This is a genomic window from Pseudomonas sp. 14P_8.1_Bac3, from assembly GCF_025466085.1.
Taxonomy (GTDB): Bacteria; Pseudomonadota; Gammaproteobacteria; order Pseudomonadales; family Pseudomonadaceae; genus Aquipseudomonas.
Genome location: NZ_JANLOD010000006.1, coordinates 198,829 through 222,158 on the forward strand (window position 1 = coordinate 198,829; position 23,330 = coordinate 222,158).

A 23,330-nucleotide genomic window follows, 5' to 3' on the forward strand; every position below is an offset into this window, starting at 1 on the left:
CACGCCTCCTGCTGCCGGGTCGGAGGCATTTCCTGGCAAGGCGAATCGGCGACTACATCCCCCGACGAGCCACCTCCGCGCCGGCCTGCAAAGCCCGGCCAACGATGGCGTCAATGTGCTGATCGTCCATCGATTGCAACGCTGCGGCCGTCACGCCCCGGTAAGCCATCAACGCGTCAATCATGTGCAGGGGATCACGACTGGCAAGCAGTTGACCCCCTCCCACCACGACACCGTGGGCGGCACGATGCGCGATCGTGTCGGGGACCCCCGCCGCCACCGCCTGACTGACCAGCGCCTTGTACAACATCGCCGGAAAGGCCGGCCCCGTACCGGACAATGCACTGAGGTAATCAATGCAGTCCTCATCCGGCACTTCGTCCGCCGAACCGACGCACTCGAACAGCCGTTGCAGCCACTGGCGATCCGCTTCGCCCAAGTCGCCCGCGCTGAACCAAGGGGTGTACGACTGCCTGATTTCCACCATCGCATTCGGCATGGCGCGCACCACATTCTGCGCGCCGGTGACGGTACGGATCGTGTCCGCCGTGATCCCGGCCATCAGTGAAATCACCTGCTTGCCCGTGGCATCGATCTGCAGCTCGCGAAACTGCTCGGGCCGGATCGACAGCATCACCACCTCACTGAGGTCCACCAGCGCCTGGTTGTCCGCCAGCACCCGCACCTGCGACCCGAACGTGCCGGTGCCGGAGCGGTTTGAAATGAGCAAACGGTCCGCGGTGATGAATCCGCTCTCCAGCACCGCATCGGCGATGGCACGTCCCAACCAGCCGGTGCCGCCGATGATGCCCAGGGTTTTATTCGGCATCAGGCGTGGCCTCTTCGAAAGTGTCGACCAGCGAGACGAACACACCGGGCTCCTTTTCCGCATAGCCGAACTTGCCGAAGAACCGGTCGAGTTCGCGGCGCTTCGGCACCTTGCCGGTGAAGACGTTGACGTACTGCGGAATTCGCCGGAACCGCACGACGATGTCCTCCGTGGTTTTCATCGAGATGTAGCCGATCTGCGTGAGGTAGATGGTCCGGGCCCGCGCATCGGCGGCGTCGGCCTCGAAACCAAAGCGGCGGAACATGGCGGCCAGGGCAGTGATCCGCGCCTCGTCGGCGGTGGCGATTTCGCTGGCGACTTCATCGGACTGCAACGCCCAGCTACGCACGGCGAATTCAAACTGCGAGTCGAACAGCTCCGGGTTCACCCAGCATTCGAATACGTTGAGGATGGCCTCGGAAATACTCTCGGCATAACTCTCGCACTGGCTGATCAGCCCGCCGGTGTTCTTGTCCCGCCACCGGGTCAACAGCGCCGCGAGCAGTTGCTCCCGATCCTCATAGAACCAATAGAAACTGGTGCGCGACAAGTTCAACCGCTTCGCCAGCGGCATCACCCGCACCGCGTCCACGCCGGATTCCTTCAAAGCCTCGTAGGCGGCGTCCAGCCAGCCATTGACCGAGCCACGCCAGCCCGCGTCCTGGGCCTTGGCCCGCGTCTTTCCCGTCTGTGTCATCGCCGGGCTCCATCCTGATCTGAAAATGTCACCCCACTCTACGCGTCCGCCTCTTCTGCGTACACAGAATGTACATCAACGTACAGTTTGACGACGATCACTGCGGCTGAAACGTCTGCAAGTAGGCCAGCACATCCTCGACTTTCTCAGGATCGCTGAGCCCCCAGAAAATCATCCGCGTGCCGGGCACCACTTTTTTCGGTGCTTCGAGGTACGCCGTCAGCGTCTCGCGGGTCCAGACGATGCCGGCGGATTTCATCGCGTCGGAATACTGGTAGTCCGTGGTGCTGCCCGAAGGACGGCCGAAGATGCCATTCAGTTGCGGGCCAAAGGAGGCGCGTGCCGACTCGCCGACCTGATGGCAACCGCCGCATATCCGCGTGAACAGTTTTCCTCCGGCTTCAGCATCACCGGCTGCGGCCGCGGGCATCGCGAACAACCCTGCGTTGAGCATCAGGGTCAAGGTCAGTACGGCAATTTTCATCATGTGCGGCTCCAGATCAGATGGCGATGGCGCAATCGCAGCCTAACTGAAACGACAGGTTTCGATCACCCGAACTTGCACAATCCAACAGTAGGCTAAGCTGTGAACAGCTTATTGCTCACGATGCTCGCTTCTGCAGGGTTGTGGTTTTTCTGGAGAGCGTCTGCAACAGCTATCTCAGACAGGCCCAACCTTTTCACGCAGGAATGACGTGATGACCGAGCCCCTCCTCAGTTTTGACGCGCTGAAACGCGCGGCTGCCGCTGGTGAAATCGATACCGTTCTGGTCTGCATGGTCGACATGCAGGGCCGCCTCGTCGGCAAGCGCTTCCAGGTCGAGTTTTTTATCGACAGCGGCCATGAAGAAACCCACTGCTGTAATTATCTGCTGGCCGACGACATCGACATGGAACCGGTGCCGGGTTACGCCGCGGCCAGCTGGAGCAAAGGCTATGGCGACTTCGTGCTCAAGCCCGACATGTCCACGCTGCGCCGCGTACCGTGGCTGGAGGGTACGGCGCTGGTGCTGTGCGACGTGCTCGATCATCACCATCGCAAAGACTTGCCCCACAGCCCGCGGGCGATTCTGAAGAAGCAGGTCGAGCGCCTGCGCGAACGTGGCTACACCGGCATGTTCGCCTCGGAACTCGAGTTCTATCTGTTCGACGAAAGCTACGAGGCGATCCACCAGCGCAACTATCACCAGCCGAAAACCGCTGGCCATTACATCGAGGATTACAACATCCTCCAGACCACCCGCGAGGAGCCGGTGCTGCGGGCGATTCGCAAGCATCTGCAGGCGTCCGGCATTCCGGTGGAGAACTCCAAAGGCGAATGGGGACCCGGCCAGGAAGAGATCAACATCCGTTACGCCGACGCCATGACCATGGCCGACCACCACGTCATCATCAAGCATGCCTGTAAAGAAATCGCGGAGCTGCAAGGCAAGGCGATCACGTTCATGGCCAAGTGGCGCTATGACGCAGCAGGCTCAAGCAGCCATATCCACAATTCGCTGTGGGACAAGAACGCGAAAAAACCGCTGTTCTTCGACGCCAAGGCCGAGTTCGGCATGTCGAAACTGATGCGTTCGTGGGTGGCCGGGCAGCTCAAGTACGCCAACGACATCACCTGTTTCCTCGCGCCCTACATCAACTCGTACAAGCGCTTCCAGGCCGGCACCTTCGCGCCGACGCGGGCGGTGTGGAGCCGCGACAATCGCACTGCCGGCTTTCGTTTATGTGCCGAAGAGAGCAAATCCATCCGCATTGAATGCCGCATCGGCGGCGCGGACCTGAACCCCTACCTGGCCTTCGCTGCGTTGATCGCCGCAGGCCTGGCGGGGGTCGACGAAAAGCTCGAACTCGCGGCGCCGTTCGAGGGCGATGCCTACGTCGATGAGCATTTGCCGGAAGTCTCGAAAACCCTGCGCGAGGCCTGCACCGCGCTCAAGGGCTCAAGCATGTTGCGCGAGGCGTTCGGCGATGAAGTGGTTGAGCACTACGTGCACACCGCCGAGTGGGAACAGAAAGAGTACGACCGGCGAATCACCGACTGGGAACTGCAGCGCGGCTTCGAGCGCTATTGAGACGATCATGACGGTTCAGCTCATTTCGCCGGTCGATGGCCGGGTCTATGTCGAACGCGAGTGCGCCGACGCGGCGCAGATTGACCACGCCCTGACGACCGCCACGTCTGCTCAGGCCTTGTGGCAGCAGCGGCCACTGAGCGAACGCGCGGCGTTGTGCAGTGCCGCCGTGGACGCGATGCTGTCGATGCAGGCTGACATCGTGCCGGAGCTGGCCTGGCAGATGGGGCGCCCGGTGCGTTTCGGGGCCGGGGAATTGCGCGGGTTTGCCGAACGCGCGCGCCACATGATCGCAATCGCGCCCGAGGCATTGGCCGCGGTGGAACCTGAGCCCATCGCCGGTTTTCGCCGCTGTATCAAACGCGAACCGCTGGGCACGGTGCTGGTCGTCGCGCCGTGGAATTATCCGTACCTGACGGCCGTGAACACGATCATTCCGGCGCTGATGGCCGGCAACAGCGTGATACTCAAGCACGCCACGCAAACCCTGCTGGTCGGCGAACGTTTCGCCGAAGCCATGCGCCGCGCCAGGCTGCCCGAAGGCTTGTTTCATAACCTGTTGCTCGACCATCAGCAGACGGCCGAGATCATCGGGTCGGGCCGTGTGCACCAAGTGAACTTCACCGGTTCGGTCGAGGCCGGCAAGGCGATGGAAGCCGCCGCCATGGGCCGGTTCATCGGCATGGGCCTGGAACTTGGCGGCAAGGACCCGGCCTACGTTCGCGCCGATGCCCACCTGGAACACGCGGTGGAAAACCTGGTGGATGGCAGTTACTTCAACTCCGGGCAGAGTTGCTGCGCGATCGAGCGCATTTATGTCGACCAACACCTCTTCCCGGCGTTTGTCGAACGTTTCGTCGATTTGACCGGGCAATATGTGTTGGGCGATCCGTTGCACGAAGCCACGACACTGGGTCCGCTGGTGTCGCCCAGCGCGGCTGGTTTTGTCCGCGGCCAGATCGCCGAAGCGCTGACCCAGGGCGCCACGGCGCTGATCGATCCGAAGGCATTTCCCGCCGATGCGCCGGGTAGCGCCTACCTGGCGCCGCAGGTGCTGGTGAACGTGAACCATCGGATGTCGGTGATGCGCGACGAAAGCTTCGGCCCGGTGGTCGGCATCATGCCCGTAGCGGGCGACGACGAAGCCATCGCGTTGATGAACGACAGCGCGTTCGGGCTCAGCGCGTCGCTGTGGACCCAGGACCTCGCCGCCGCCGAACGCCTCGGCAACCAGATCGTCACCGGCACGGTGTTCATGAATCGCTGCGATTACCTCGATCCCGCGCTGGCCTGGACCGGCGTAAAAAACAGCGGACGCGGCGTCACCCTGTCGCGCCTCGGTTACGAGCACCTGACCCGCGCCAAATCCTTTCATCTGCGCCACGAGGTGTAGGCCATGAACCTGACTGGAAACTGGAACTACCCCACCCGCATTCGCTTCGGGGTCGGTCGCATCGCCGAACTGGCCGAGGTCTGCCGCAGCCAGGGTATTCAGCGACCGCTGCTGGTCACTGACAGCGGCCTGGCGCGCGCACCGATCACCACCGCGGCGCTGGAATCGATGCGTGCAGCGGGGCTGGGCGCCGCGCTGTTCTGTGACCTCAAGCCCAACCCGGTGGAAGCCAACCTCGCGGGCGGGCTCGACGCCTGGCGCAGTGGCCAGCACGACGGCGTGGTCGCCTTCGGCGGTGGCAGCGGGCTGGACATGGGCAAGCTCATCGCCTTCATGAGCGGCCAGACCCGACCGGTGTGGGATTTCGAAGACATTGGCGATTACTGGACCCGCGCTGACGAAAGCCGGATCGCCCCGGTGATTGCCGTGCCGACCACCGCGGGGACCGGTTCCGAAGTCGGCCGCGCGGCGGTGATCATCGATGAAAGCACCCACACCAAGCGCATCATCTTCCATCCGAAAATGATGCCGCAGGTGGTCATCAGCGACCCGGCGCTCACCGTCGGCATGCCGGCTAAGATCACCGCCGGCACCGGCATGGACGCGTTCGCCCATTGCCTGGAAGCCTACTGCGCCCCCGGCTTTCATCCGCTGGCCGACGGCATCGCGGTAGAAGGCATGCGCCTGGTGGCCAATGCCCTGGTGCGCGCCGTGCACACCCCTTCGGACCTTGAGGCGCGCGGGCAAATGCTCGCGGCCGCGGCGATGGGCGCCACTGCCTTCCAGAAAGGCCTTGGCGGCATGCACGCCCTCGCCCACCCGATTGGTGCGTTGTACGACACCCACCACGGCATGACCAATGCGACGCTGATGCCCTATGTCCTGACATTCAATCGTGCGGCCATTGAAGAACGCATCACGCGCCTGGCCGCTTATTTGCAACTGCCCTCCCCGGGTTTCGACAGCTTCCTGGCGTTCGTCCTCAAGCTTCGCAAGGACATCGCGGTGCCCCACTCCCTGTTCGAACTGGGGGTGGACGACAAACAGGCCGACCTGATCGCCGACATGGCGCAGGTCGACCCCTCGGCCGGCGGCAACCCAGTGCCGCTCGACCGGGACGGCGCAGCGCAGATTTTCGCAGCGGCATACGACGGCCGTCTGTAGGCGCGAGCCTGCTCGCGATGGACTTGAGGACGACGCGGGGTGTCAGGTTGCCCGCGTAATCGTTGACCTCCATCGCGAGCAGGCTCGCTCCTGCAGAAAACCAAGGCCGAGCCTACGGCGGCTCAGTTCGGCCTGTACCCAACCTGAAGGGGCACACATGATGAACCCAGCAAGCCAGCCCGGCACCGACGCGCACGACGAGGACGTCAAGGTGCTGCACAGCATGGGCTATGCCCAGCAACTCTCGCGACGAATGGGGGTTTTCTCCAACTTCGCGATTTCCTTTTCGATCATCTGCATCCTCTCCGGCGGTATCAACTCACTGGCCCAGGGCACCTCGGGTGCCGGCGGTGCGGCGATTGGTATCGGCTGGCCCATCGGCTGCCTGATCTCCGGGGTGTTCGCCCTGGCCATGGCGCAGATTTCCTCGGCTTACCCCACCGCTGGCGGCCTTTATCACTGGGGTTCGATTCTCGGTAACCGCTTCACCGGCTGGCTGACCGCCTGGTTCAATCTGTTGGGGCTGGTCACCGTGCTCGGCGCCATCAACGTCGGCACCTACTACTTCTTTTTCGGTGCCTTCGGCCCGGCCCTCGGCATGGAGGACACCACCACGGTCAGGGTGATTTTTCTGGCGATCCTGACCGGCGTCCAGGCCTTGTGTAACCACCTGGGCATCGGCCTGACGGCGAAGCTCACCGACTTCTCCGGCTACCTGATTTTCGCCACGGCGCTTGCGCTGACCATCGTCTGCCTGATCTCGGCGCCCAGTTATGAATTCGTGCGGTTGTGGACCTTTGGCAACTATTCCGGCGAAGCGGGCGCCAGTGTCTGGCCACAGGTGTCGAACAGCTGGGTGTTCATGCTCGGCCTGCTGCTGCCGATCTACACCATCACCGGTTACGACGCCTCCGCGCACACCTCCGAAGAAACCCGCAATGCGGCGATGTCGGTGCCACGCGGGATGGTCATGTCGGTGATCTGGTCATTGCTGTTCGGCTGGGTGATGTTGAGCTCGTTCGTGCTGATGCTGCCGAACATGGACGACGCGGCGAAACAGGGCTGGAACGTGTTCTTCTGGGCCATGGACACCCAGGTCAATCCCACCATCAAACTTGCGCTGTACGTGGCGATTTTCATCTCGCAGTTTCTCTGCGGGCTGGCGACCGTGACCTCGGTGTCACGGATGATCTTCGCCTTCTCCCGTGATGGCGGCCTGCCCTGCTCGAAAGCGCTGGCCTCGGTGTCCCCGACCTATCGCAGCCCGGTGGCGGCGATCTGGACCGGCGCAACCCTGGCGGTATTGTTCGACTGGGGCTCGTCGGTGATTTCGATCGGCGCGACGCCGGTGTACACCATCGTGGTGTCCTGCACGGTGATCTTCCTGTTCTTCTCTTTCATCATCCCCATCGTGCTCGGCCTGTTCGCCTACGGCACCGCGAAGTGGCCAACCATGGGTCCGTGGAACATGGGTCGCGGCTTGTATGCGCTGTTCGCCATCCTCTCGGTGCTGTCGATGGTGGTGATCTTCATCATCGGCATCCAGCCACCAAACGACTGGGCGCTGTACATCACCATCGGCTTCCTGGTACTGACGGCGATTGTCTGGTTCGGGTTTGAAGCTAGACGCTTTCAAGGCCCGCCAATGGGCGATTTGATCGTCAAGCGCCAGGCGGAAATTGCGGCGGCTGAGGCGGCGTTGAATAAGCGGGTGGGGAGCTGATCTATCCGCAGCTGGAAAGGCCCCGGAAACGGGGCTTTTCCATGTGCGCGTACAAACGTTTCTACTTGAACAGTTCGGAATGACTTCCGAGATCAACGAATGTGATCAGATCGCAACGGGTGTGCTCATGGATCATCAAGAAGTCACCACCCATGTGACACTCTCTGAATCCCGTCCAGTCTCCCGTCAACCCATGATCAAGATATTCGGCGGGCAACTGTTCCCCAAGAAAAAGCATGACCATTACTTGGCGAACTTCATTCATGTCACGCCGGCCGGCACGCTTGTAGCGCTCCCACGACTTTTTGAATTGCGATGTTTGCGCGCACTGTCTGGGCAGCTCAGCGCGCTTTGGCTTCCTGTCCGGTTTCGCCATCAGCATCCGTCAACATGTCGTCGATCGAGTCGAACCGCTGGCGAATTTCTCGTGCCTCCATCATCGCACGCTCCGTTTTTTCCGACGGTACGCGTATCTCAAATGGAAGGCCCTGAGTCGCCACGACCTGACGAAGAAAAAGACGCATGGCGTCACTGATGCTCAGGCCGCAAGCGTTCAACACTTGCGTAGCACGTGCCCCGCCGCTTCTGAACGGTCATTCGCAACCATGAATAAAAAACGAACCTGTAGGAGCCGGCTTGCTGGCGATGGACGCCAGTGCGCCGCTTACGTTCAGATAGCCCGCGTCGTACTCGAGTGCATCGTCGGAACGCCGCCCGGAGCAAGCTCGCGCCTACAGGGTCAGGTGGTTTTGAGGCTTACTGAACGTTCTTCAGCTTGACCACATCACCCGACACCTTGGTGGTGTAACCGGTCAGGACCCAGGCCCAGAACCAGTTTTCCTGCACTTGGGTGTTGATCAGTGCATCGCCGCCCTTGGCCTTGATGGCCGCGTCCTGCGCGCGTACGAATCGGCTGTTCTGGCGGATCGGGATGACGCCGAACAGCAGCAGGCCGGTGGCGCTTGCTTCGCTGTGGCCAACCACGGTGTATTGGCTGGCGTCGTATTGCTGGGTCTTCATTGGTGCACCGGTGCAGCCGGCGAGAACCAGACCGAACAGGGAAACGGCAACCACTTTGCTGAGGTAATTCACTGTGTAACTCCATGAGTAAACGCCCGGGATCCATCTCTCGAGCGGCGCACACTCTACCGGAGCTGGTGGCCGATTGGTATCACGCCAAGCAAACCGGCATCCGCCATGGCTGAGCAGCGCAACGCTCACGCTGAACCCGTCGCCCGACGGGCCTGTCGAGCCGGTCCTTGACCGCTTGCACTGGCCACCACCCCGTCATTGGACATACCATGCCGCGAATTCAGCCTTCAGACGTTTCCCATGATCAGCGCCAATTTGCGTAGCCATCTCGGCCTTGGGTTTGCCGGTTTGTCGTTGCTCATATCAAGCGAAAGGCACAGGCCGGAGTCAGGTGGCCTGACGTACCCTCATGACGACTAGAATGCACACCTGTTTCGAGATAAACGATGTCCCCTTTACCTTCAACAAACGGCGGTAACAGCATGATCGAGGTCACCGAGGTTTCCATAGCCGACCTGCGCGCGGCGCTCGAATCCGGCCAAACCACAGCGGTTGAGCTGGTCCAGGCGTATCTCGCCAGGGTCGACGCCTACGACGGCGCCGACACCCCCACCGCGCTCAACGCGGTTGTGGTGCGCAATCCCGAGGCACTCCAGGAAGCGCAGGCTTCCGATGCCCGTCGAGCAAAAGGCCAGACCCTGGGACCACTCGATGGCATTCCCTACACGGCCAAGGACAGTTACCTGGTCAAAGGCCTGACCGCCGCGTCGGGCAGCCCGGCCTTCGCCAACCTGATTGCCTACCGCGACGCGTTCACCATCGAACGGCTGCGCGGCGCCGGGGCGATCTGCCTGGGCAAGACCAACATGCCACCGATGGCAAACGGCGGCATGCAGCGCGGGGTCTATGGCCGCGCCGAGAGCCCGTACAACGCGGACTATCTCACCGCGCCGTTCGCCTCCGGTTCCTCCAACGGCGCAGGCACCGCGACGGCTGCGAGTTTCGCGGCCTTCGGGCTTGCCGAAGAAACCTGGTCAAGCGGTCGCGGCCCGGCGTCGAACAATGGTTTGTGCGCCTACACGCCTTCACGCGGAGTGATCTCGGTGCGCGGCAACTGGCCGTTGACCCCGACCATGGACGTCGTCGTCCCCTTCGCCCGTACCATGACCGACCTGCTCGAAGTCCTCGACGTGGTCGTGGCAGAAGACCCCGATACCCGCGGCGACCTGTGGCGCCTGCAACCCTGGGTGCCGATCCCGAGCGTGACCTCGGTGCGCCCCGCTTCCTACGCCGAACTGGCCGTGAAAGCCGATGCGCTCGCGGGCAAACGCCTCGGTGTTCCGCGCATGTTCATCAACGCCGATCCCGAGGCCGGGACCAGCGATGCGCCGGGGATTGGCGGCCCTACTGGCCAGCGCATCCACACCCGTCCTTCGGTGATCGCGCTGTGGGAAGCCGCGCGCAAGGCACTCGAAGCCGCGGGCGCCGAAGTGATCGAAACGGACTTCCCGCTGGTGTCCAATTGCGAGGGCGACCGTCCGGGTGCGCCGACGGTGTTCACCCGCGGTCTGGTATCGAAAGAGTTCCTGCACCATGAGTTATGGGACCTGACGGCCTGGGCGTTCGACGATTTCCTGCAGGCCAACGGCGATCCGAAACTGAACCGCCTCGTCGACGTCGACGGCGCGCTGATTTTTCCTCACGACCCGGGCACCCTGCCCAACCGCGAAGGCGACCTGGTTGCCGGCATGGACGAATATGTGCGCATGGCCGAGCGCGGCATCACCCCGTGGGATCAGATCAGCAGCGTGCCTGACGGACTGCGCGGACTGGAGCAAACCCGGCGCATCGACCTCGAAGACTGGATGGACACGCTCGGGCTCGACGCGGTGCTGTTCCCGACCGTGGCCGACGTGGCACCGGCGAATGCCGATGTTGATCCAGCGTCCGCCGATATCGCCTGGAGCAACGGCGTCTGGGTCGCCAACGGCAACCTCGCGATCCGCCACCTTGGCGTGCCAACCGTCACCGTGCCGATGGGCGTCATGGCGGACATCGGTATGCCGGTCGGGCTGACGTTTGCCGGTCGGGCCTATGACGACTCGGCGCTGCTGCGCTTTGCGTCGGCGTTCGAATCGACCGGGACGAAGCGCCTGATCCCGCCGCGTACCCCGCCGCTGTCGGCCGGTCAGTCATAAATAAAAACGGGATTGGCGTGCAGGCGCCAATCCCGTTTTTGCATCGGGCCCGGAGCGTCATCGCCCGTGGTAATCCTCGCCCGCGACCGCACGCGAATAAGCCTCGTCGCCCTTCGTTCGCAAGTCTCGCCACTCCTCCCAATCGATGATGCCCTGGCGATCCATCTCGTCCGCCTGGCGAAGCAGCTCCTCATGATAGGCATCCGGGCAGTCCATGCGCAGCGAGCAGTTTTCCAGCGCGCGGTGCCAGGCATCGAGTGCCTGAAGTTTTTGCTCTTGAGCTCGGGTCAGCAGGTTTCTGAATGAGTTCATGGCGGCGGCTTCCACAGTCGTTTCTACATGGAGCCACCGGGAACGGCGCAGGTTCAGCAAAGCCGACCAGAGGCAAAATTCTCGCGGTTTCTGACGGTCGTTTCGCGGGAGAAAAATAAACTTTTCAACAACTTCACAGCCCCCGAAAATCTCTTTGAATTTTTTTTGACGCGCTCACTCATTTGACTATGAGCAAAAGGAGCGCCTCATGAATCGCACTGATCTTTACGTTATCGAATACCTGCTCCACGGGGAGCCAAAGTCATTCATCATCCGGGCGAAAACGATGCGCAACGCTGATGCCTGGCACTGGGCGAGTTGTGACGCCGGCATCGCGCCGATTCCGAAACCCGGCAGGGCACCGCTGAAAATGGTGTCCAAACCCCAGGCGGAAAAGTATGGGGTCACCGACGTGAGATGGCGCGAGTCTGCCACGCTGGATTGGACGGAGGTGTCGACGTCGTGAGGGCGCCGGGCTGTGGCTCAGCCCAACGCTGTATCGAGAAACATCATCACCCCGAAGCCCAGCATCAGCCCCAGTGTCGCCGGCGTTTCGTGGCCATTGCGATGGGTTTCGGGGATGACTTCATGGGAGACGACGAAGATCATCGCGCCCGCAGCAAGTCCCAGCGCCACGGGGTAACCCAGCGCGAAACTCGTCGATATGCCAAGACCGAACACGGCCCCCAACGGCTCCATCAACCCTGACCCGACGGCAATCAACGCCGCCTTCAGCGCGGAAATTCCTGTGACGCGCAGCGCCAGCGCGACCGCCAGTCCTTCGGGAATGTCCTGGATTGCGATGGCTGTGGTCAGCGGCAAACCTACCTTCATGTCGCCGTTGGCGAAGCTGACGCCGATGGCCATGCCTTCGGGCAGGTTATGCAGGGTGATCGCCAGTACGAACAGCCAGACCCGATTGATCCGTTGCGCATCCAGGCCTTTGCGTCCGCTCTGCTGATGCTCATGGGGGACGAAGCGATCCAGTCCGACCATCAGCGCCACGCCAAGTCCCAACCCGACCACCACGACGCAGGCCGCGAGCAGCTTGTTTTCGCAGATAGCCTGGGCGGCGTCGATGCCGGGGAGGATCAGGGAAAACGAACTGGCCGCGAGCATCATGCCGGCGGCGAACCCGAGCATGATGTCCTGGGTACGCGCGGCGATGTCGCGCAGCACCACCGCGATGATCGCGCCGAGCGCCGTAGCGCCGAACCCGGAAAGTCCACCGAGCAGCGCAAAATGCAGGTGTTGTTTGTTAGCCCCGGTGAAGGCGCTGTAGCCACTGAGCAGCAACAGCAGCGAAACGCCCACCAGGGTCGACCAGAATAAAATCCCCAGCCAGCCGTGCTTTCCCTGTTCCAGCCAGGATGCTCGGGTAGACGGCGAAGGCTCGGACATGAGGACTCCTATTTTCCATTCCGACGCGAGCGGTTGCTGGCCGGTGCAATCGTCAGCACTTGTCGCGTCAGTCGCGATGCTTCTCGCTCGAAGGCCACCGCCGTGGCGCTGAACAACCGGGAAAATCCTCGTGGAGCATCGCCAGACGAACCCCTTGAATTCGAAATCATTTCGTTCACCTCGACCCTTTCAATGAAAAAAAAACCGCACGCCAGAGGGCGTGCGGTGATCCTCGTCACAGCTCCGGTTTGCCCTGAACACCCGCACCCAGATCCGCCCCCGTGATGGGATTGCTTTCCGGGTCGGACATCGTCCGCGCCTTCATGTCCATCAGCAGCGTTTCTTCATCGGCGCTCAGTTGCACACTGGCCGTGCCGTCGCCGCCGTCGACCGCCGGCATCGGATCTTCGACGTAGTCCCAGTCCTCGCCCTGATTCCATGGCCCACGCATGCTGCCTTCGCCCTGGGACAGGTTGAAGTAGACGTTGGTGAACTCGGGCATGCCGGGCAGCTTGCCTTGGGGGAAGTTCGGCTGGATCGCGTGCAGCGCTTTTTCGAAGGACAGTTGATGGGCAATCTCACGGGTCATGAGAAACCCCAACGCCTCTTTCACGCCCGGATCGTCAGTGACATTCATCAAGCGCTCGTAGACGATTTTTGCCCGCGCCTCTGCCGCGATGTTGGAGCGGAAATCGGCAGTGGGTTCGCCGATGGTGTCGACGTAAGCCGCTGACCACGGCACGCCGGCCGAGTTGGTCAGTGGCGCACCCGCGCCGTACAACAGGCTCGTGATGTGCGAATCGTTACCGGCGCCGTTGATGGCGCGGTACAACTCGCCCTCCTCTTCCACGCCTTCGGCCAGGCGACCCTTCGCGCCTTTGTTAAGCATCACGATGATCGAACCGACGATCTCGAGGTGACTGAGTTCTTCAGTGGCGATGTCCATCAGCAGGTCCTTCCTGCCCGGATCATCCTCGGCCAGGGCTTGGGTGAAGTAGCGCGATGCCGCCGCCAACTCGCCCTGGGCGCCGCCGAACTGTTCGAGTAAAAGATTGGCCAACCCTGGATTGGGTTGCGCCACGCGTACGGTGTATTGAAGTCGCTTGTTATGTAAGAACATGACGAATCTCCTCAGGCCCAAAGACGACGTAACCATTCGACGGTTGACCGAATGCGCCGCCCACAACTATCTGAAGCTGAGGCTCGCGGGAAAATTTTAAAAAAAATGTGGGCTGGCGACCGGCGGCGCAGAACCGCCTTTTCCGGCACCAGTCGTCGCTCTCCAGACAAACGATTCAAACTTTTATCAGCGTGCGGATCTCAACCGTTGTCGCAAAATTTTGCGACTGGATTTGCGTTCGATTACCGCAGGAAAAAATCTCGAACTCGGCGGTGGCGGCCGCATCCAACGTGTAAGCCAACGGAGGTATGCGACATGAACAATGATGACCGTGACAACGCACTCGAATCGCAGGCAACGTCAAACGCTCCGCCGAGGGATTCGTCGGGCAAACCGGTGAATGTGGTCGAGCGGGATTTACAAGACAGCGACGATGCAGCGCAAGGGGTCGATGAAATCATCACGCCCTCTTCCACCCGGACCAAGGAACAGGATGCCGAGGAGCTCAACCGAAAAGTAGACGAGATAGAACGCAAGGTGGCTGACGGTAACTAGCCCTTGGCGTGAGTATTTTTGTTGCATGGGAAGCGGGAGGCCAGTATCAGGCCTCCCGCTTTTCAGTTTTTACGAAGTGCCAAGACCCTGTGAAAGGTCTGCAGACGTCCCGGATGCGCCACGCGGCTCGCCCTTGGACATGACCGGCGCGTCCGCATGATCCGTGGTTTTGGTGACCGTATCGCGCACCGCCTCGAAACCTTCCCGAGCCTGTTGCTTGACCTTGTCGGTGAGGTCCGCGCTGGTCTTGCCCAGGTAGCGCTGCTCGGTCGCTGTCGAAGGAAACGCCGCACCGATCATGGCACCCAGCGCGATTCCCGCGGCGGCCACCATCAACGGTTGCTCCTTGAGCAAGTGACTGAACTGATCGCTCAACACCTGCGTATTGCGCCGCAAACGATCGCCGGCGTCATGCACGGCGTGGCTGATGTTATCGCTGGCAGCACCGAGGTTATTGCCCAGGTGCGCGGCTTTGTCCTTGACGCTCTGGTAGCCGTCCTTGAGGGTGTCAGCCGTCTGGTGCAAATGCTCGCGCGCGCCGCTGATGCCATCGGCCAGGCCGTCGGCCCACTCGCCCACGGTGTCCTGGTCGGGGCCGGTACGATAGCCGGCAGGACGCGGTACAGGCGGACGATTCTGGCTCATCATCAACCAGAGCAAGCCGACTGAAGTCAGTACCGCCGGGACCGGGTTATTGCGCACGCTGGTGCCAAGGTTGGTCAGGAAGGTAGTGCCGTTGCTCTGCATCAAACCCAGCGCCTGATCGAACATCTGACCGGGGGTGAACTTACTTTCCAGGGCATCGACGATGTTGCCGATACTCGCCCGCTGCGCATCGATTTCACGCTCGATGGTTTCCGGGCTCTTGACGGTTTCGGTGATGTATTCATTGTTCATGAGACTTTCCTCCGCAGCGCTTCCTGGTCTTTGTTCAAGGCGTCCAGCGTGCGTTCAGGCTTGAAGTGGGATGGCTCGAACTGCTTTTTGCCGGACTGCAGCATGGCGAACCCGACGATCATCACCACCACACCGACAATCAACGCGGCCAGCCACGGCGCCATCACCATGCTCAAGCCGTAGACCGCGGACATCAGCAGAATGATGAACCCCGCCAACAGCACAATCGCACCGCCCGCGACCCCGGCGATGCCGGCCTTGAGGGTGGTGAGACTGGCCTGCAACTCGGCTTTGGCCAGCGCCAGTTCCTTGCTGAACAGCTCAGGCACTTCGCGCGAGAGCTGCCGCAACAGGCCGACGACCGAGGCGTCATGTTCAGGCGCGGGTATTGGCCTTGTGCCTGGAAAATCGCGATCTTCTCTGTTCATCACAGTGCTCCTTTGAAGGGGGTCGAAGCGGGTGTGGAGGTCGAAGCGAAATCGGAAGGGTGATCCGGTTCACTCGACGATGCGGGCGTGCTGCCCGGGCCTTGACCGCTGCGTGGCGGCACAGAAGTTTCATAGGGTTGATGAGCGCCAAATCCGCCGGATGGCGGCATCGAGTGACCCTCGGCGGGGTCACTGGAACGGCTGACGGTCGATGCCGGGGCGCTGCCTGCCTTGAGAAATCGCGACAGACCGAAGCCCAACGCGATGCTGCCCGCGATGAACAGCGCCGGATTGTTACGCGCCAGGTCCGCGCCATCGTGCAGCAACTGCTCGGCGCTTTTACCGCGCAGGTTACCAGCCAGGCCGCTCATGGAATCAGCCATGTCGGCGAGGTAGTCGGACATGCCGAGGGTGTCCTTGCTTTCCAGCTCGGACACCACGGATTTCGCCCCTTTGGCCAGTGCTTCAATCTGATCGGCGGCAGTGTCGCGGTACTGCCCGAACTGCGCGTCCGCCTGTTGCCGTGCCCCACTGAGTGCTTCGGTGACGTCCTCCTTCACGTGTTGAAAATCATGCTCCGGTCTTGCGGAACCTGGCTGACCTGCGCTGGTGTTATTTGAAGTATTCATGTCGTCCCTCGCCTTCTGGATGAAAAAGCGTTATCGGGTGCGCCACGAAAAGCCCGCAGCTCCCCCTCACTGCAGATGACGGAAGGGCATTGCGGGGAGTTCCAATGGAGTGATGAGTGATCGGGTGGGAGACCTGTAGGAGCCAGCTTGCTGGCGATGCACGCAAGCGCGCTGTGTTCATTCAGGCGGCACGCGTTATCGTGGATTTTCATCGCGCCGGGCCTGATTTTCTGCAGCAATCCTGACAGACTGGCCGACCAGGGATGAACGTCCGGCTCATACCCAAAGAGAGGGAAAACCATGATCACCTGTTACCTGAAATACGTCCTCGACCCCTACCAGATCGAAGCCTTTGAACACTATGGAAAGCTCTGGATCCCCCTCGTGGAGAAATTCGGCGGCCAGCATCACGGCTACTTCCTGCCGTCCGAGGGCGCGAACAATATCGCCCTGGCGATGTTCAGTTTTCCAAGTTTTGCCGACTACGAGCGCTATCGGCAGGACTCGCTGAAGGACCCGGATTGCATCGCCGCTTTCAAATACGCGATGGACACCCGATGCATCCTCAGCTACGAGCGCAGCTTTTTCCGCCCGGTGTTTGGTGATCGGACACAGCAGCCGGCCTGATTCCGAGTCGGCAGCGCCAAGGAGACACCGCATGCGAACGTCCCGCAAAACCTGGCTGCAATCACTGCTGCTCCTGTGCCTGGCCACCTCGGCCAGCGCCGAGCCACGCCCCGAGCACATGGTCTACCTGCGCACGATTGACCCGACCATCGAGCAGGACATTCGCTATGCCAGCGCCCATAACTTCACCGGTCATCCCCTCGACGGTTACGCCGCGGCCGAGTGCCTGTTGACGCTGGACGCGGCAAAAGCGCTGGCCAGGGTGCAGGCGTCATTGCGCGCGCAAGGCTATGGTTTGAAGGTGTTCGACTGTTATCGGCCGACCCGTGCCGTGGCAGATATGGGCCGCTTTGCCACGGAGTCCGGTGACCCGCGCAAGGCCGAGTTCTACCCGCGGGTGGACAAGCAGGACTTCTGGCGTCAGGGCTATGTAGCGCGGGTGTCGAATCATTCCCGTGGCTCGACCGTGGACCTGACATTGACCGGCCCGAAGGCACTGCCCGCCGAACACTGGACGCCCTCGGCTGCGCAGGTCGATTGCACCGCGCCCTATGCCCAGCGCTGGCATGACGGCGCACTCGACATGGGCACCGGTTTCGACTGCTTTGACGAACGCGCACACACCGCCAGCCCGGCGATCAACGCGACCGCGAAAGACAATCGCCAGCGCCTGGGCAGTGCCATGGCAAAAGAAGGCTTCGCGGGGTATTCGAAAGAATGGTGGCACTTCACCTACACCGCTGCCGGGGAACCCAACGACGTCATGGATTTCCCGATTACGCCGCCCGGCGTCAGCGAAGCCATTGAGGCCAGCCATCAGTTGATCGTGGTCACCAGCAAAAACTGGGACGACCTTCAGGGCACTGCCCAACGTTACGAACGGGACGGCAAGGCCTTTCGCAAATACGGCGATGCCTTTGCCGTGGTGCTCGGCAAAAATGGCATGGGCTGGGGCCAGGGTTTGAGCAGGGTTGAACCGGGCGACGACCCGGTGAAACGTGAAGGCGATGGAAAAGCACCGGCCGGGGTGTTCAAGCTGGGAACGGCATTTGGCTACGACGACAAGGCCGCCAGCCACCTGCCCTACCTCGCCCTCACGCCGACCACCGAGTGCGTCGACGACAGTCGCTCCGCCCGCTACAACGAACTGGTCGACGGTTCGAAAGTTTCAAAGGACTGGAACAGCTCCGAACGCATGCGCAGCGAAGAAGGCTATCGCAAAGGCATCTTCATCGAGCACAACACCCCAGCGTCCGCCGCCGCGGGTTCGTGCATCTTTTTCCATATCTGGCGCGGCCCGACGTCGCCGACAGCGGGCTGTACGGCGATGGATCGGGCAGACATTTCCCGACTGTTCGACTGGCTGGACCCGCGCCAATCTCCCCTGCTGGTGCAAATGCCCGAAGCGCAATACGAGCGCTTTCGTGAACGCTGGAACCTGCCGAAGCGGTGACCCGTCAGCCCTGCTTCAAATCCAGGCAATAGGTGTAATAACCCGTGTCGCGCACGTAGGCCAGGGATTCATACAAGCGTTGTGCGCTGTGATTGTCGGTGGCGGTTTCCAGTGTCATGCCCTTGGCGCCGGTCAACACCGCGAAGGCGCGTGCGGTGTTCATCAGCTGGGTGCCGACCCCACGGCCCCGAGCGGCGGGCGCGGTGAACAGGTCGCCGAGGAGCCAGGTGCGGTGCGCGTCGATAGAGGAAAACGTCGGAAACAACTGGACGAAACCCAGCGCTTCGCCAGCGGCATCCTGGGCGAGGAAGATCACCGACTCGTCCCGGGCAATGCGCTCGGCGATGAACTCGCGCGATTGCTTCAGGTTAGAGGGCTGGCCGTAGAAACCTCGATAGGCGTCGAACAGGCTGGCGATTTGGTCAAGGTGGGAGGCGTCGGCGCGATGAACCTGGACATCCATGAGAGCGGTCTCCGTGAAGCGGCGGTGGTGTGTCGGGAAATGTCGATAAACGGCGTGATGATCAGGCTGCTGACCGTCAGGTAACGCTGATGATCCTGTTCACCGGTGCCGAAGCGCAGGACTTCGGGTGTCGACGTGGTGACGTAGAGCGTACCGAACATCCAGTCCCACAAGGACAGATTGATCGCGAAATTCCGGTTGAAATGGTGCGGTGCATCGCTGTGGTGAATCTGGTGCTGGGCCGGGCTGTTCAACACATGTTCGAGCACCGGGCCGAACGACAGCCAGACATGGCTGTGACGCAGATTGGCCGCCAGGGCATTGAGGATGAATACCACATAGGTCACGCCAAACAGGGAATAACGGCTGATTTCGCCGCCACAGGCGTACCAGAACAGGCCGGCATAGGCGCCGATGCCGATAATCGCCGACAGCTTTTCGACAATCTTTTCCACGAAGTGAACCCGGCTGGCCGTCGCAGGCACCAGCACGGGCGCCGAATGATGGACTTTGTGAAAAGCCCACAGCCATCGCGAATGAAAAGCACGGTGCGCCCAATAACTCATGAAATCTTTAACCAGGAAAACTCCGAGACCGTAGAGCAAGGACAGTGCGAGGTGTTGCTCCACTTGGGTCCGCGCGCCCCACAGGTTGCTGAAGAAGGCGATGTAGTCGCCAGAGCGCAGGACCAGTGGGTCTACCAGCGCGACGACGGGCAACACCAGCGCAACTTTGAGAATCGCCCGCACGAAGTAATAGCGGTAATCGAGCAATGCCGAACGATGGAAGTACACCCGACGCCCGCCGATGAACTGGCCGAATGACCGTGCGTCGGTGAGGCCGCGCTGCTCTCTGAAGCGAAACAGAGCGTAGGCGATGCTGTAGGAAGTGAACAGAAACACCAGGCCCATACGGCCATTCAGGTCAAACAGACCGAGAAACTGGCGGGTGACGGGCTCGATCAGCCACTCGATCAGGCCGTTATAGAGCAACTCAAGCGCATCCACGAATGACTCGCCTCCATCGAAGCAAGGGCATCAGAAATCGGTCGGCAGTCGACGACAGGTGAGTAAGTGTAGCCCGCACCCCGTCCTCTGCACGTCCCCTCCTTTACCGTTTTCTCTAAGACCAGGCATTCGAACGGCGCGACTGGCCGCATCGCTATATAGTTTTGTATATTGCGCAACTCAAATCGCCAAGACACCGCCATGAGCCGTATTCGCCAGCACAATCAGCACCTCATTCTGGAGGCCGCCAGCGCAGAATTCGCGGCCAAAGGCTTCGATGCCACCCAGACGCGGGACATCGCCGCGCGCGCCGGGGTGCCCAAGGCGAATCTGTATTACTACTTCCACAGTAAGGAAACGCTGTACGCCAAGGTGTTGCTCGGGTTTGTCGAGCCCTTGCTTGAAGCCTCGGCGGCGTTGCGCGAGAGCGATGATCCGGTGACGGGATTGCAGGCCTACATCGCCGCGCGGATTCGCATTGCCCGGGAACATCCGCACATTGCCAAGGTGTTCAGCGGTGAGTTGCTGCTGGGTGGCCGGCAATTGCCGGAGGAATGCCGGGACCTGCTGTATGCCGAGGCGCAGCGCAACGTCGAATGCCTGCGCAGCTGGATCGATCGTGGATTGCTGGCCCCGGTAGATCCGCAGCACTTGATGTTGTTCATCTGGTCGGCGACGCGCACCTACACCAATCTGGGGTGGCAGATGGCGCATATCACGGGGCGACAGACACCGGATGACCGGGATTACCAGCGGGCGGCGCAAACGATTACGCGGTTGGTGCTGGAGGGGGTGGTGCCGGACGGGGGAGCGAGAACGAAGGGGCTGATGTTTGCGACGTGAGGCGCTTAGTGGTGGCGCCCGTGAGATCACCATCGCCAATAAATCTGGCGCCCGCACAGAACAACGTTAAAACCTGATATCCGCCGCTGGCTTCACATCAATCCGCGCCACCGAACCGGTCAAATGCGCCAGGTCCTTGTTGTGCTCGGCGATGATGTCTTCGGCGGCAAGATTCCCGTTGTCGACGGTGGAATGAGCATCAGCCGCCAGCACCACGTCGTACCCCAGATTCAGCGCCTGGCGCACGGTGGCGTTGACGCAGTAATCAGTTTGCAGACCACAGATGACCAGGCGTTCAAAGTCCTCTTTGGGCAGCAGCTTCTGCAGGTTGGTCTGGTAAAAAGAATCCCCCGTGGTTTTGCGCACGCGCCAGTCCTGCGGCGAGGTGGCCAGCTCTTCGGCCAGTTGCCAGCCTGCGGCGTTATGGGCGAAGGCACCTTCCGATTCTTCATGCTGGATCAGCACCACCGGAATCCCGGCCTTGCGGGCGCGAGCGCTGAGGTCGTTGATAGTGTCAATGACGCGCGCGATCTCGAAACACTCGTACTCGCCCGCGCAGAGCGCCTGCTGAACGTCGATGATTAACAATGCGGTGGTCATGATTCCTTCCTTGAAATGTAGGGAGGGCGGAATGAATCCGCCCCTGGCACTGCATAGAATCTGCCATTAATAACCGAGCGACAACCCGGTGTTGCGCCGTGGATCGTTCGCCCCGTAGAAGCGGTTCTTGCCCACCGGCTTGCCTTCCAGCGAAGGCGCGCCGACCAGGATGGCCGCCACGTGGTTGGCGTCCTGCGGGCCGGCGAACTTATGCCCCCAGCTCTCGAGCATTTTTACCGTGTCCGGGCTGGTGGTGAAGGTCTCCAGGTTGGTCTCTTCCGGCAGCCATTGCTGGTGGAAACGCGGCGCATCCACGGCTTCCTGGATGTTCATGCCGTAGTCGATCACGTTGAGGATGGTCAGCAAGGTCGCGGTGATGATGCGGCTACCGCCCGGCGTACCGACCACCATCACCACTTTGCCGTCCTTGGTGACAATGGTCGGGCTCATCGACGACAGCGGCGCCTTGCCGGGTGCGATGGCGTTGGCCTCGCCTTGCACCAGGCCGTACATGTTCGGCACGCCGATTTTCGATGTGAAGTCGTCCATCTCGTCGTTGAGGATGACCCCGGTTTTGCTGGCCATGACGCCGGCGCCGAACCAGTCGTTCAGGGTGTAGGTGACGGAGACTGCGTTGCCCCATTTGTCGACGATCGAGTAATGGGTGGTGTTGCTGCCTTCGTGGGGCGCTACGCCGGGTTTGAGATCACGGGACACACCCGCCTTCTGCGGATTGATCGCCGCGCGGATCTTGGTCGCGTAGTTCTTGTCCAGCAGATGCGCGAGCGGATTCTTAACGAAGTCCGGGTCGCCAAGGTAGCTGTTGCGGTCGACATACGCGTGACGCATGGCTTCGATCTGGTAATGCATGCCCTGCGCCGAGTGGTAGCCCAGCTCCTTCATCGGGTAACCGTCGAGGATGTTCATGATCTCGCAGATCACTACCCCGCCGGAGCTTGGCGGTGGCGCCGACACCACGTGGTAGCCACGGTAATCGCATTCCACCGGGGCCAGCTCGCGGGTCTTGTATTTGTCGAGGTCGGCCTGGGTGATGATGCCCTTGTTGGCCTGGCTGGAGGTGACGATGGCGTCGGCCACCCAGCCTTTATAGAAACCGTCGGCGCCCTTCTCGGAGATTTCCCGCAGGGTCTTACCCAGGTCTTTCTGCACCAGTTGCTGCCCGACCTGCATCGGTTCGCCGTTGCTCAGGAAAATCGAGCCGGAATCCTTGATGTCCTTCTTGAACACATCGGTGGCGTATTCCAGCAGATCGACGTCGCCCTGCTCCAGGGTGAAGCCATCTTCAGCAAGCTTGATGGCCGGGGCGATCACTTCCTTGCGCGGTTTGGTGCCGTATTTGCTCAGCGCCAGTTCCATGCCGGACACCGTACCCGGCACGCCGACCGCGAGGTGGCCTCGGGTGCTGAGGTCAGGAACGACGTTGCCCTCCTTGTCGAGGTACATATTGGCGGTCGCGGCCAGGGGCGCTTTTTCGCGGAAGTCGAGGAACGTCTTGCGTCCGTCCGCCAGCTGGATGGTCATGAAACCGCCACCCCCCAGGTTACCCGCCGCGGGATACACCACCGCCAGCGCGTAGCCGACCGCGACAGCGGCATCCACGGCGTTGCCGCCGTTCTTGAGCACATCGACGCCCACGTGGCTGGCCAGGTGCTGAGCAGTGACCACCATGCCGTTTTCGGCGGCAACGGGGGCGACGGAGGCGGCGTGCGCGGCCAGGCAGCTGAGCGCCAATGAGGTCGCGATGAGCGATTTGGCAAAAGGTTCGAACTTCATGAGTCGGTCTCTTTTTTGTTTTTAGGGTCTGTAAAAAGCAGAGAAAACGTTCAAGAGCAGTAGGCAGTATGGCTGGGATTGCGTATTGCGCCT

General features: G+C 61.5%; 25 protein-coding genes and 1 pseudogene. 10 read left to right on the plus strand and 16 right to left on the minus strand.

From position 1 onward, the window contains the following. Positions 1-52: 52 nt before the first annotated feature. The 3 genes from NTD84_RS02130 to NTD84_RS02140 form a co-directional block, all read right to left on the minus strand. Positions 53-829, minus strand: a complete 777-nt coding sequence (locus NTD84_RS02130; RefSeq protein ID WP_262163179.1) for a pyrroline-5-carboxylate reductase family protein — start codon at positions 827-829, stop codon at positions 53-55. Continuing rightward, positions 819-1,526, minus strand: coding sequence for a TetR/AcrR family transcriptional regulator (locus NTD84_RS02135; protein ID WP_262163180.1), 708 nt, complete (start codon positions 1,524-1,526; stop codon positions 819-821). Before NTD84_RS02135 ends, NTD84_RS02130 begins: the two co-directional genes overlap by 11 nt. A gap of 97 nt (positions 1,527-1,623) precedes the next feature. Next, a complete protein-coding gene (locus NTD84_RS02140; protein WP_262163181.1) occupies positions 1,624-2,013 on the minus strand; it encodes a c-type cytochrome in 390 nt (129 codons plus the stop codon). Between the two features lie 211 nt (positions 2,014-2,224). Between NTD84_RS02140 and NTD84_RS02145 the strand changes: the two genes are divergently transcribed. The 4 genes from NTD84_RS02145 to NTD84_RS02160 all read left to right on the plus strand — a co-directional run bounded on the left by NTD84_RS02145 (position 2,225) and on the right by NTD84_RS02160 (position 7,878). After that, entirely contained in the window at positions 2,225-3,598 is a 1,374-nt protein-coding gene (locus NTD84_RS02145) for a glutamine synthetase family protein (protein WP_262163184.1), read from the plus strand. A 7-nt stretch (positions 3,599-3,605) separates the two neighbouring features. Further along, positions 3,606-4,991 (plus strand): aldehyde dehydrogenase family protein, encoded by a 1,386-nt coding sequence (locus NTD84_RS02150; RefSeq protein ID WP_262163188.1) that lies wholly within the window; start codon positions 3,606-3,608, stop codon positions 4,989-4,991. A 3-nt stretch (positions 4,992-4,994) separates the two neighbouring features. Next, entirely contained in the window at positions 4,995-6,155 is a 1,161-nt protein-coding gene (locus tag NTD84_RS02155; RefSeq protein ID WP_262163191.1) for an iron-containing alcohol dehydrogenase, read from the plus strand. A gap of 160 nt (positions 6,156-6,315) precedes the next feature. Continuing rightward, on the plus strand, positions 6,316-7,878 hold the full coding sequence (locus NTD84_RS02160; RefSeq protein WP_262163283.1) for an amino acid permease: 1,563 nt from the start codon (positions 6,316-6,318) through the stop codon (positions 7,876-7,878). Positions 7,879-7,939: 61 nt separating this feature from the next. Here the strand turns inward: NTD84_RS02160 and NTD84_RS02165 are convergent, their stop codons facing one another. The 3 genes and pseudogenes from NTD84_RS02165 to NTD84_RS02175 form a co-directional block, all read right to left on the minus strand. Continuing rightward, the gene (locus NTD84_RS02165) at positions 7,940-8,260 is read right to left on the minus strand and encodes a type II toxin-antitoxin system YafQ family toxin (protein WP_315975557.1); all 321 of its coding nucleotides are present in this window, start codon (positions 8,258-8,260) and stop codon (positions 7,940-7,942) included. Then, positions 8,220-8,450 (minus strand): annotated as a pseudogene (locus NTD84_RS02170) (type II toxin-antitoxin system RelB/DinJ family antitoxin); the annotation flags it as partial. The pseudogene NTD84_RS02170 and the gene NTD84_RS02165, both read right to left, overlap by 41 nt. Before the next feature lie 184 nt (positions 8,451-8,634). After that, positions 8,635-8,970: a hypothetical protein gene (locus NTD84_RS02175; RefSeq protein WP_084323843.1), complete on the minus strand. Its 336-nt coding sequence runs from the start codon at positions 8,968-8,970 to the stop codon at positions 8,635-8,637. 422 nt (positions 8,971-9,392) lie between these two features. Here NTD84_RS02175 and NTD84_RS02180 point away from each other — a divergent pair, with 422 nt between their 5' ends. Further along, positions 9,393-11,108 carry an amidase gene (locus NTD84_RS02180; RefSeq protein WP_262163209.1) on the plus strand — a complete coding sequence of 572 codons (1,716 nt, stop codon included), beginning with the start codon at positions 9,393-9,395 and terminating at the stop codon, positions 11,106-11,108. A gap of 57 nt (positions 11,109-11,165) precedes the next feature. On the opposite strand, the gene NTD84_RS02185 is transcribed toward NTD84_RS02180, so the two are convergent. After that, positions 11,166-11,420 (minus strand): hypothetical protein, encoded by a 255-nt coding sequence (locus NTD84_RS02185; protein ID WP_262163211.1) that lies wholly within the window; start codon positions 11,418-11,420, stop codon positions 11,166-11,168. 208 nt (positions 11,421-11,628) lie between these two features. Here NTD84_RS02185 and NTD84_RS02190 point away from each other — a divergent pair, with 208 nt between their 5' ends. Beyond that, on the plus strand, positions 11,629-11,886 hold the full coding sequence (locus NTD84_RS02190) for a DUF6555 family protein (protein WP_262163213.1): 258 nt from the start codon (positions 11,629-11,631) through the stop codon (positions 11,884-11,886). A 17-nt stretch (positions 11,887-11,903) separates the two neighbouring features. On the opposite strand, the gene NTD84_RS02195 is transcribed toward NTD84_RS02190, so the two are convergent. Continuing rightward, the gene (locus NTD84_RS02195; RefSeq protein WP_262163214.1) at positions 11,904-12,821 is read right to left on the minus strand and encodes a ZIP family metal transporter; all 918 of its coding nucleotides are present in this window, start codon (positions 12,819-12,821) and stop codon (positions 11,904-11,906) included. A 235-nt stretch (positions 12,822-13,056) separates the two neighbouring features. Next, positions 13,057-13,941: a manganese catalase family protein gene (locus NTD84_RS02200; protein WP_262163215.1), complete on the minus strand. Its 885-nt coding sequence runs from the start codon at positions 13,939-13,941 to the stop codon at positions 13,057-13,059. A 315-nt stretch (positions 13,942-14,256) separates the two neighbouring features. Here NTD84_RS02200 and NTD84_RS02205 point away from each other — a divergent pair, with 315 nt between their 5' ends. After that, positions 14,257-14,496, plus strand: a complete 240-nt coding sequence (locus tag NTD84_RS02205; protein WP_262163216.1) for a hypothetical protein — start codon at positions 14,257-14,259, stop codon at positions 14,494-14,496. Between the two features lie 69 nt (positions 14,497-14,565). Here the strand turns inward: NTD84_RS02205 and NTD84_RS02210 are convergent, their stop codons facing one another. Genes NTD84_RS02210 through NTD84_RS02220 form a run of 3 tightly spaced genes read right to left on the minus strand, consistent with a single transcriptional unit; the run spans position 14,566 to position 16,450 of the window. Beyond that, complete coding sequence (locus NTD84_RS02210; protein ID WP_262163217.1) at positions 14,566-15,393, minus strand: DUF3618 domain-containing protein; 828 nt, start codon at positions 15,391-15,393, stop codon at positions 14,566-14,568. Next, the gene (locus NTD84_RS02215; RefSeq protein ID WP_262163219.1) at positions 15,390-15,821 is read right to left on the minus strand and encodes a phage holin family protein; all 432 of its coding nucleotides are present in this window, start codon (positions 15,819-15,821) and stop codon (positions 15,390-15,392) included. The genes NTD84_RS02210 and NTD84_RS02215 overlap by 4 nt, the downstream gene beginning before the upstream one ends. Further along, positions 15,821-16,450: a hypothetical protein gene (locus NTD84_RS02220; protein WP_262163220.1), complete on the minus strand. Its 630-nt coding sequence runs from the start codon at positions 16,448-16,450 to the stop codon at positions 15,821-15,823. The genes NTD84_RS02215 and NTD84_RS02220 overlap by 1 nt, the downstream gene beginning before the upstream one ends. Before the next feature lie 300 nt (positions 16,451-16,750). Here NTD84_RS02220 and NTD84_RS02225 point away from each other — a divergent pair, with 300 nt between their 5' ends. Together NTD84_RS02225 and NTD84_RS02230 are read left to right on the plus strand one after the other, a co-directional pair. After that, positions 16,751-17,077, plus strand: coding sequence for an NIPSNAP family protein (locus NTD84_RS02225; protein ID WP_262163221.1), 327 nt, complete (start codon positions 16,751-16,753; stop codon positions 17,075-17,077). A gap of 31 nt (positions 17,078-17,108) precedes the next feature. Continuing rightward, entirely contained in the window at positions 17,109-18,530 is a 1,422-nt protein-coding gene (locus tag NTD84_RS02230) for a M15 family metallopeptidase (protein WP_262163222.1), read from the plus strand. A gap of 4 nt (positions 18,531-18,534) precedes the next feature. Here the strand turns inward: NTD84_RS02230 and NTD84_RS02235 are convergent, their stop codons facing one another. Then, complete coding sequence (locus NTD84_RS02235) at positions 18,535-18,993, minus strand: GNAT family N-acetyltransferase (RefSeq protein ID WP_262163223.1); 459 nt, start codon at positions 18,991-18,993, stop codon at positions 18,535-18,537. Then, positions 18,894-20,000 carry a sterol desaturase family protein gene (locus NTD84_RS02240; RefSeq protein WP_262163225.1) on the minus strand — a complete coding sequence of 369 codons (1,107 nt, stop codon included), beginning with the start codon at positions 19,998-20,000 and terminating at the stop codon, positions 18,894-18,896. Before NTD84_RS02240 ends, NTD84_RS02235 begins: the two co-directional genes overlap by 100 nt. Positions 20,001-20,201: 201 nt before the next feature. Here NTD84_RS02240 and NTD84_RS02245 point away from each other — a divergent pair, with 201 nt between their 5' ends. Further along, positions 20,202-20,843, plus strand: coding sequence for a TetR/AcrR family transcriptional regulator (locus NTD84_RS02245; protein WP_262163226.1), 642 nt, complete (start codon positions 20,202-20,204; stop codon positions 20,841-20,843). A 66-nt stretch (positions 20,844-20,909) separates the two neighbouring features. On the opposite strand, the gene NTD84_RS02250 is transcribed toward NTD84_RS02245, so the two are convergent. Then, positions 20,910-21,443, minus strand: a complete 534-nt coding sequence (locus NTD84_RS02250; protein WP_262163227.1) for a cysteine hydrolase family protein — start codon at positions 21,441-21,443, stop codon at positions 20,910-20,912. A 66-nt stretch (positions 21,444-21,509) separates the two neighbouring features. Continuing rightward, positions 21,510-23,237 (minus strand): gamma-glutamyltransferase, encoded by a 1,728-nt coding sequence (gene ggt, locus NTD84_RS02255; protein WP_262163228.1) that lies wholly within the window; start codon positions 23,235-23,237, stop codon positions 21,510-21,512. Between the last annotated feature and the right edge of the window lie 93 nt (positions 23,238-23,330).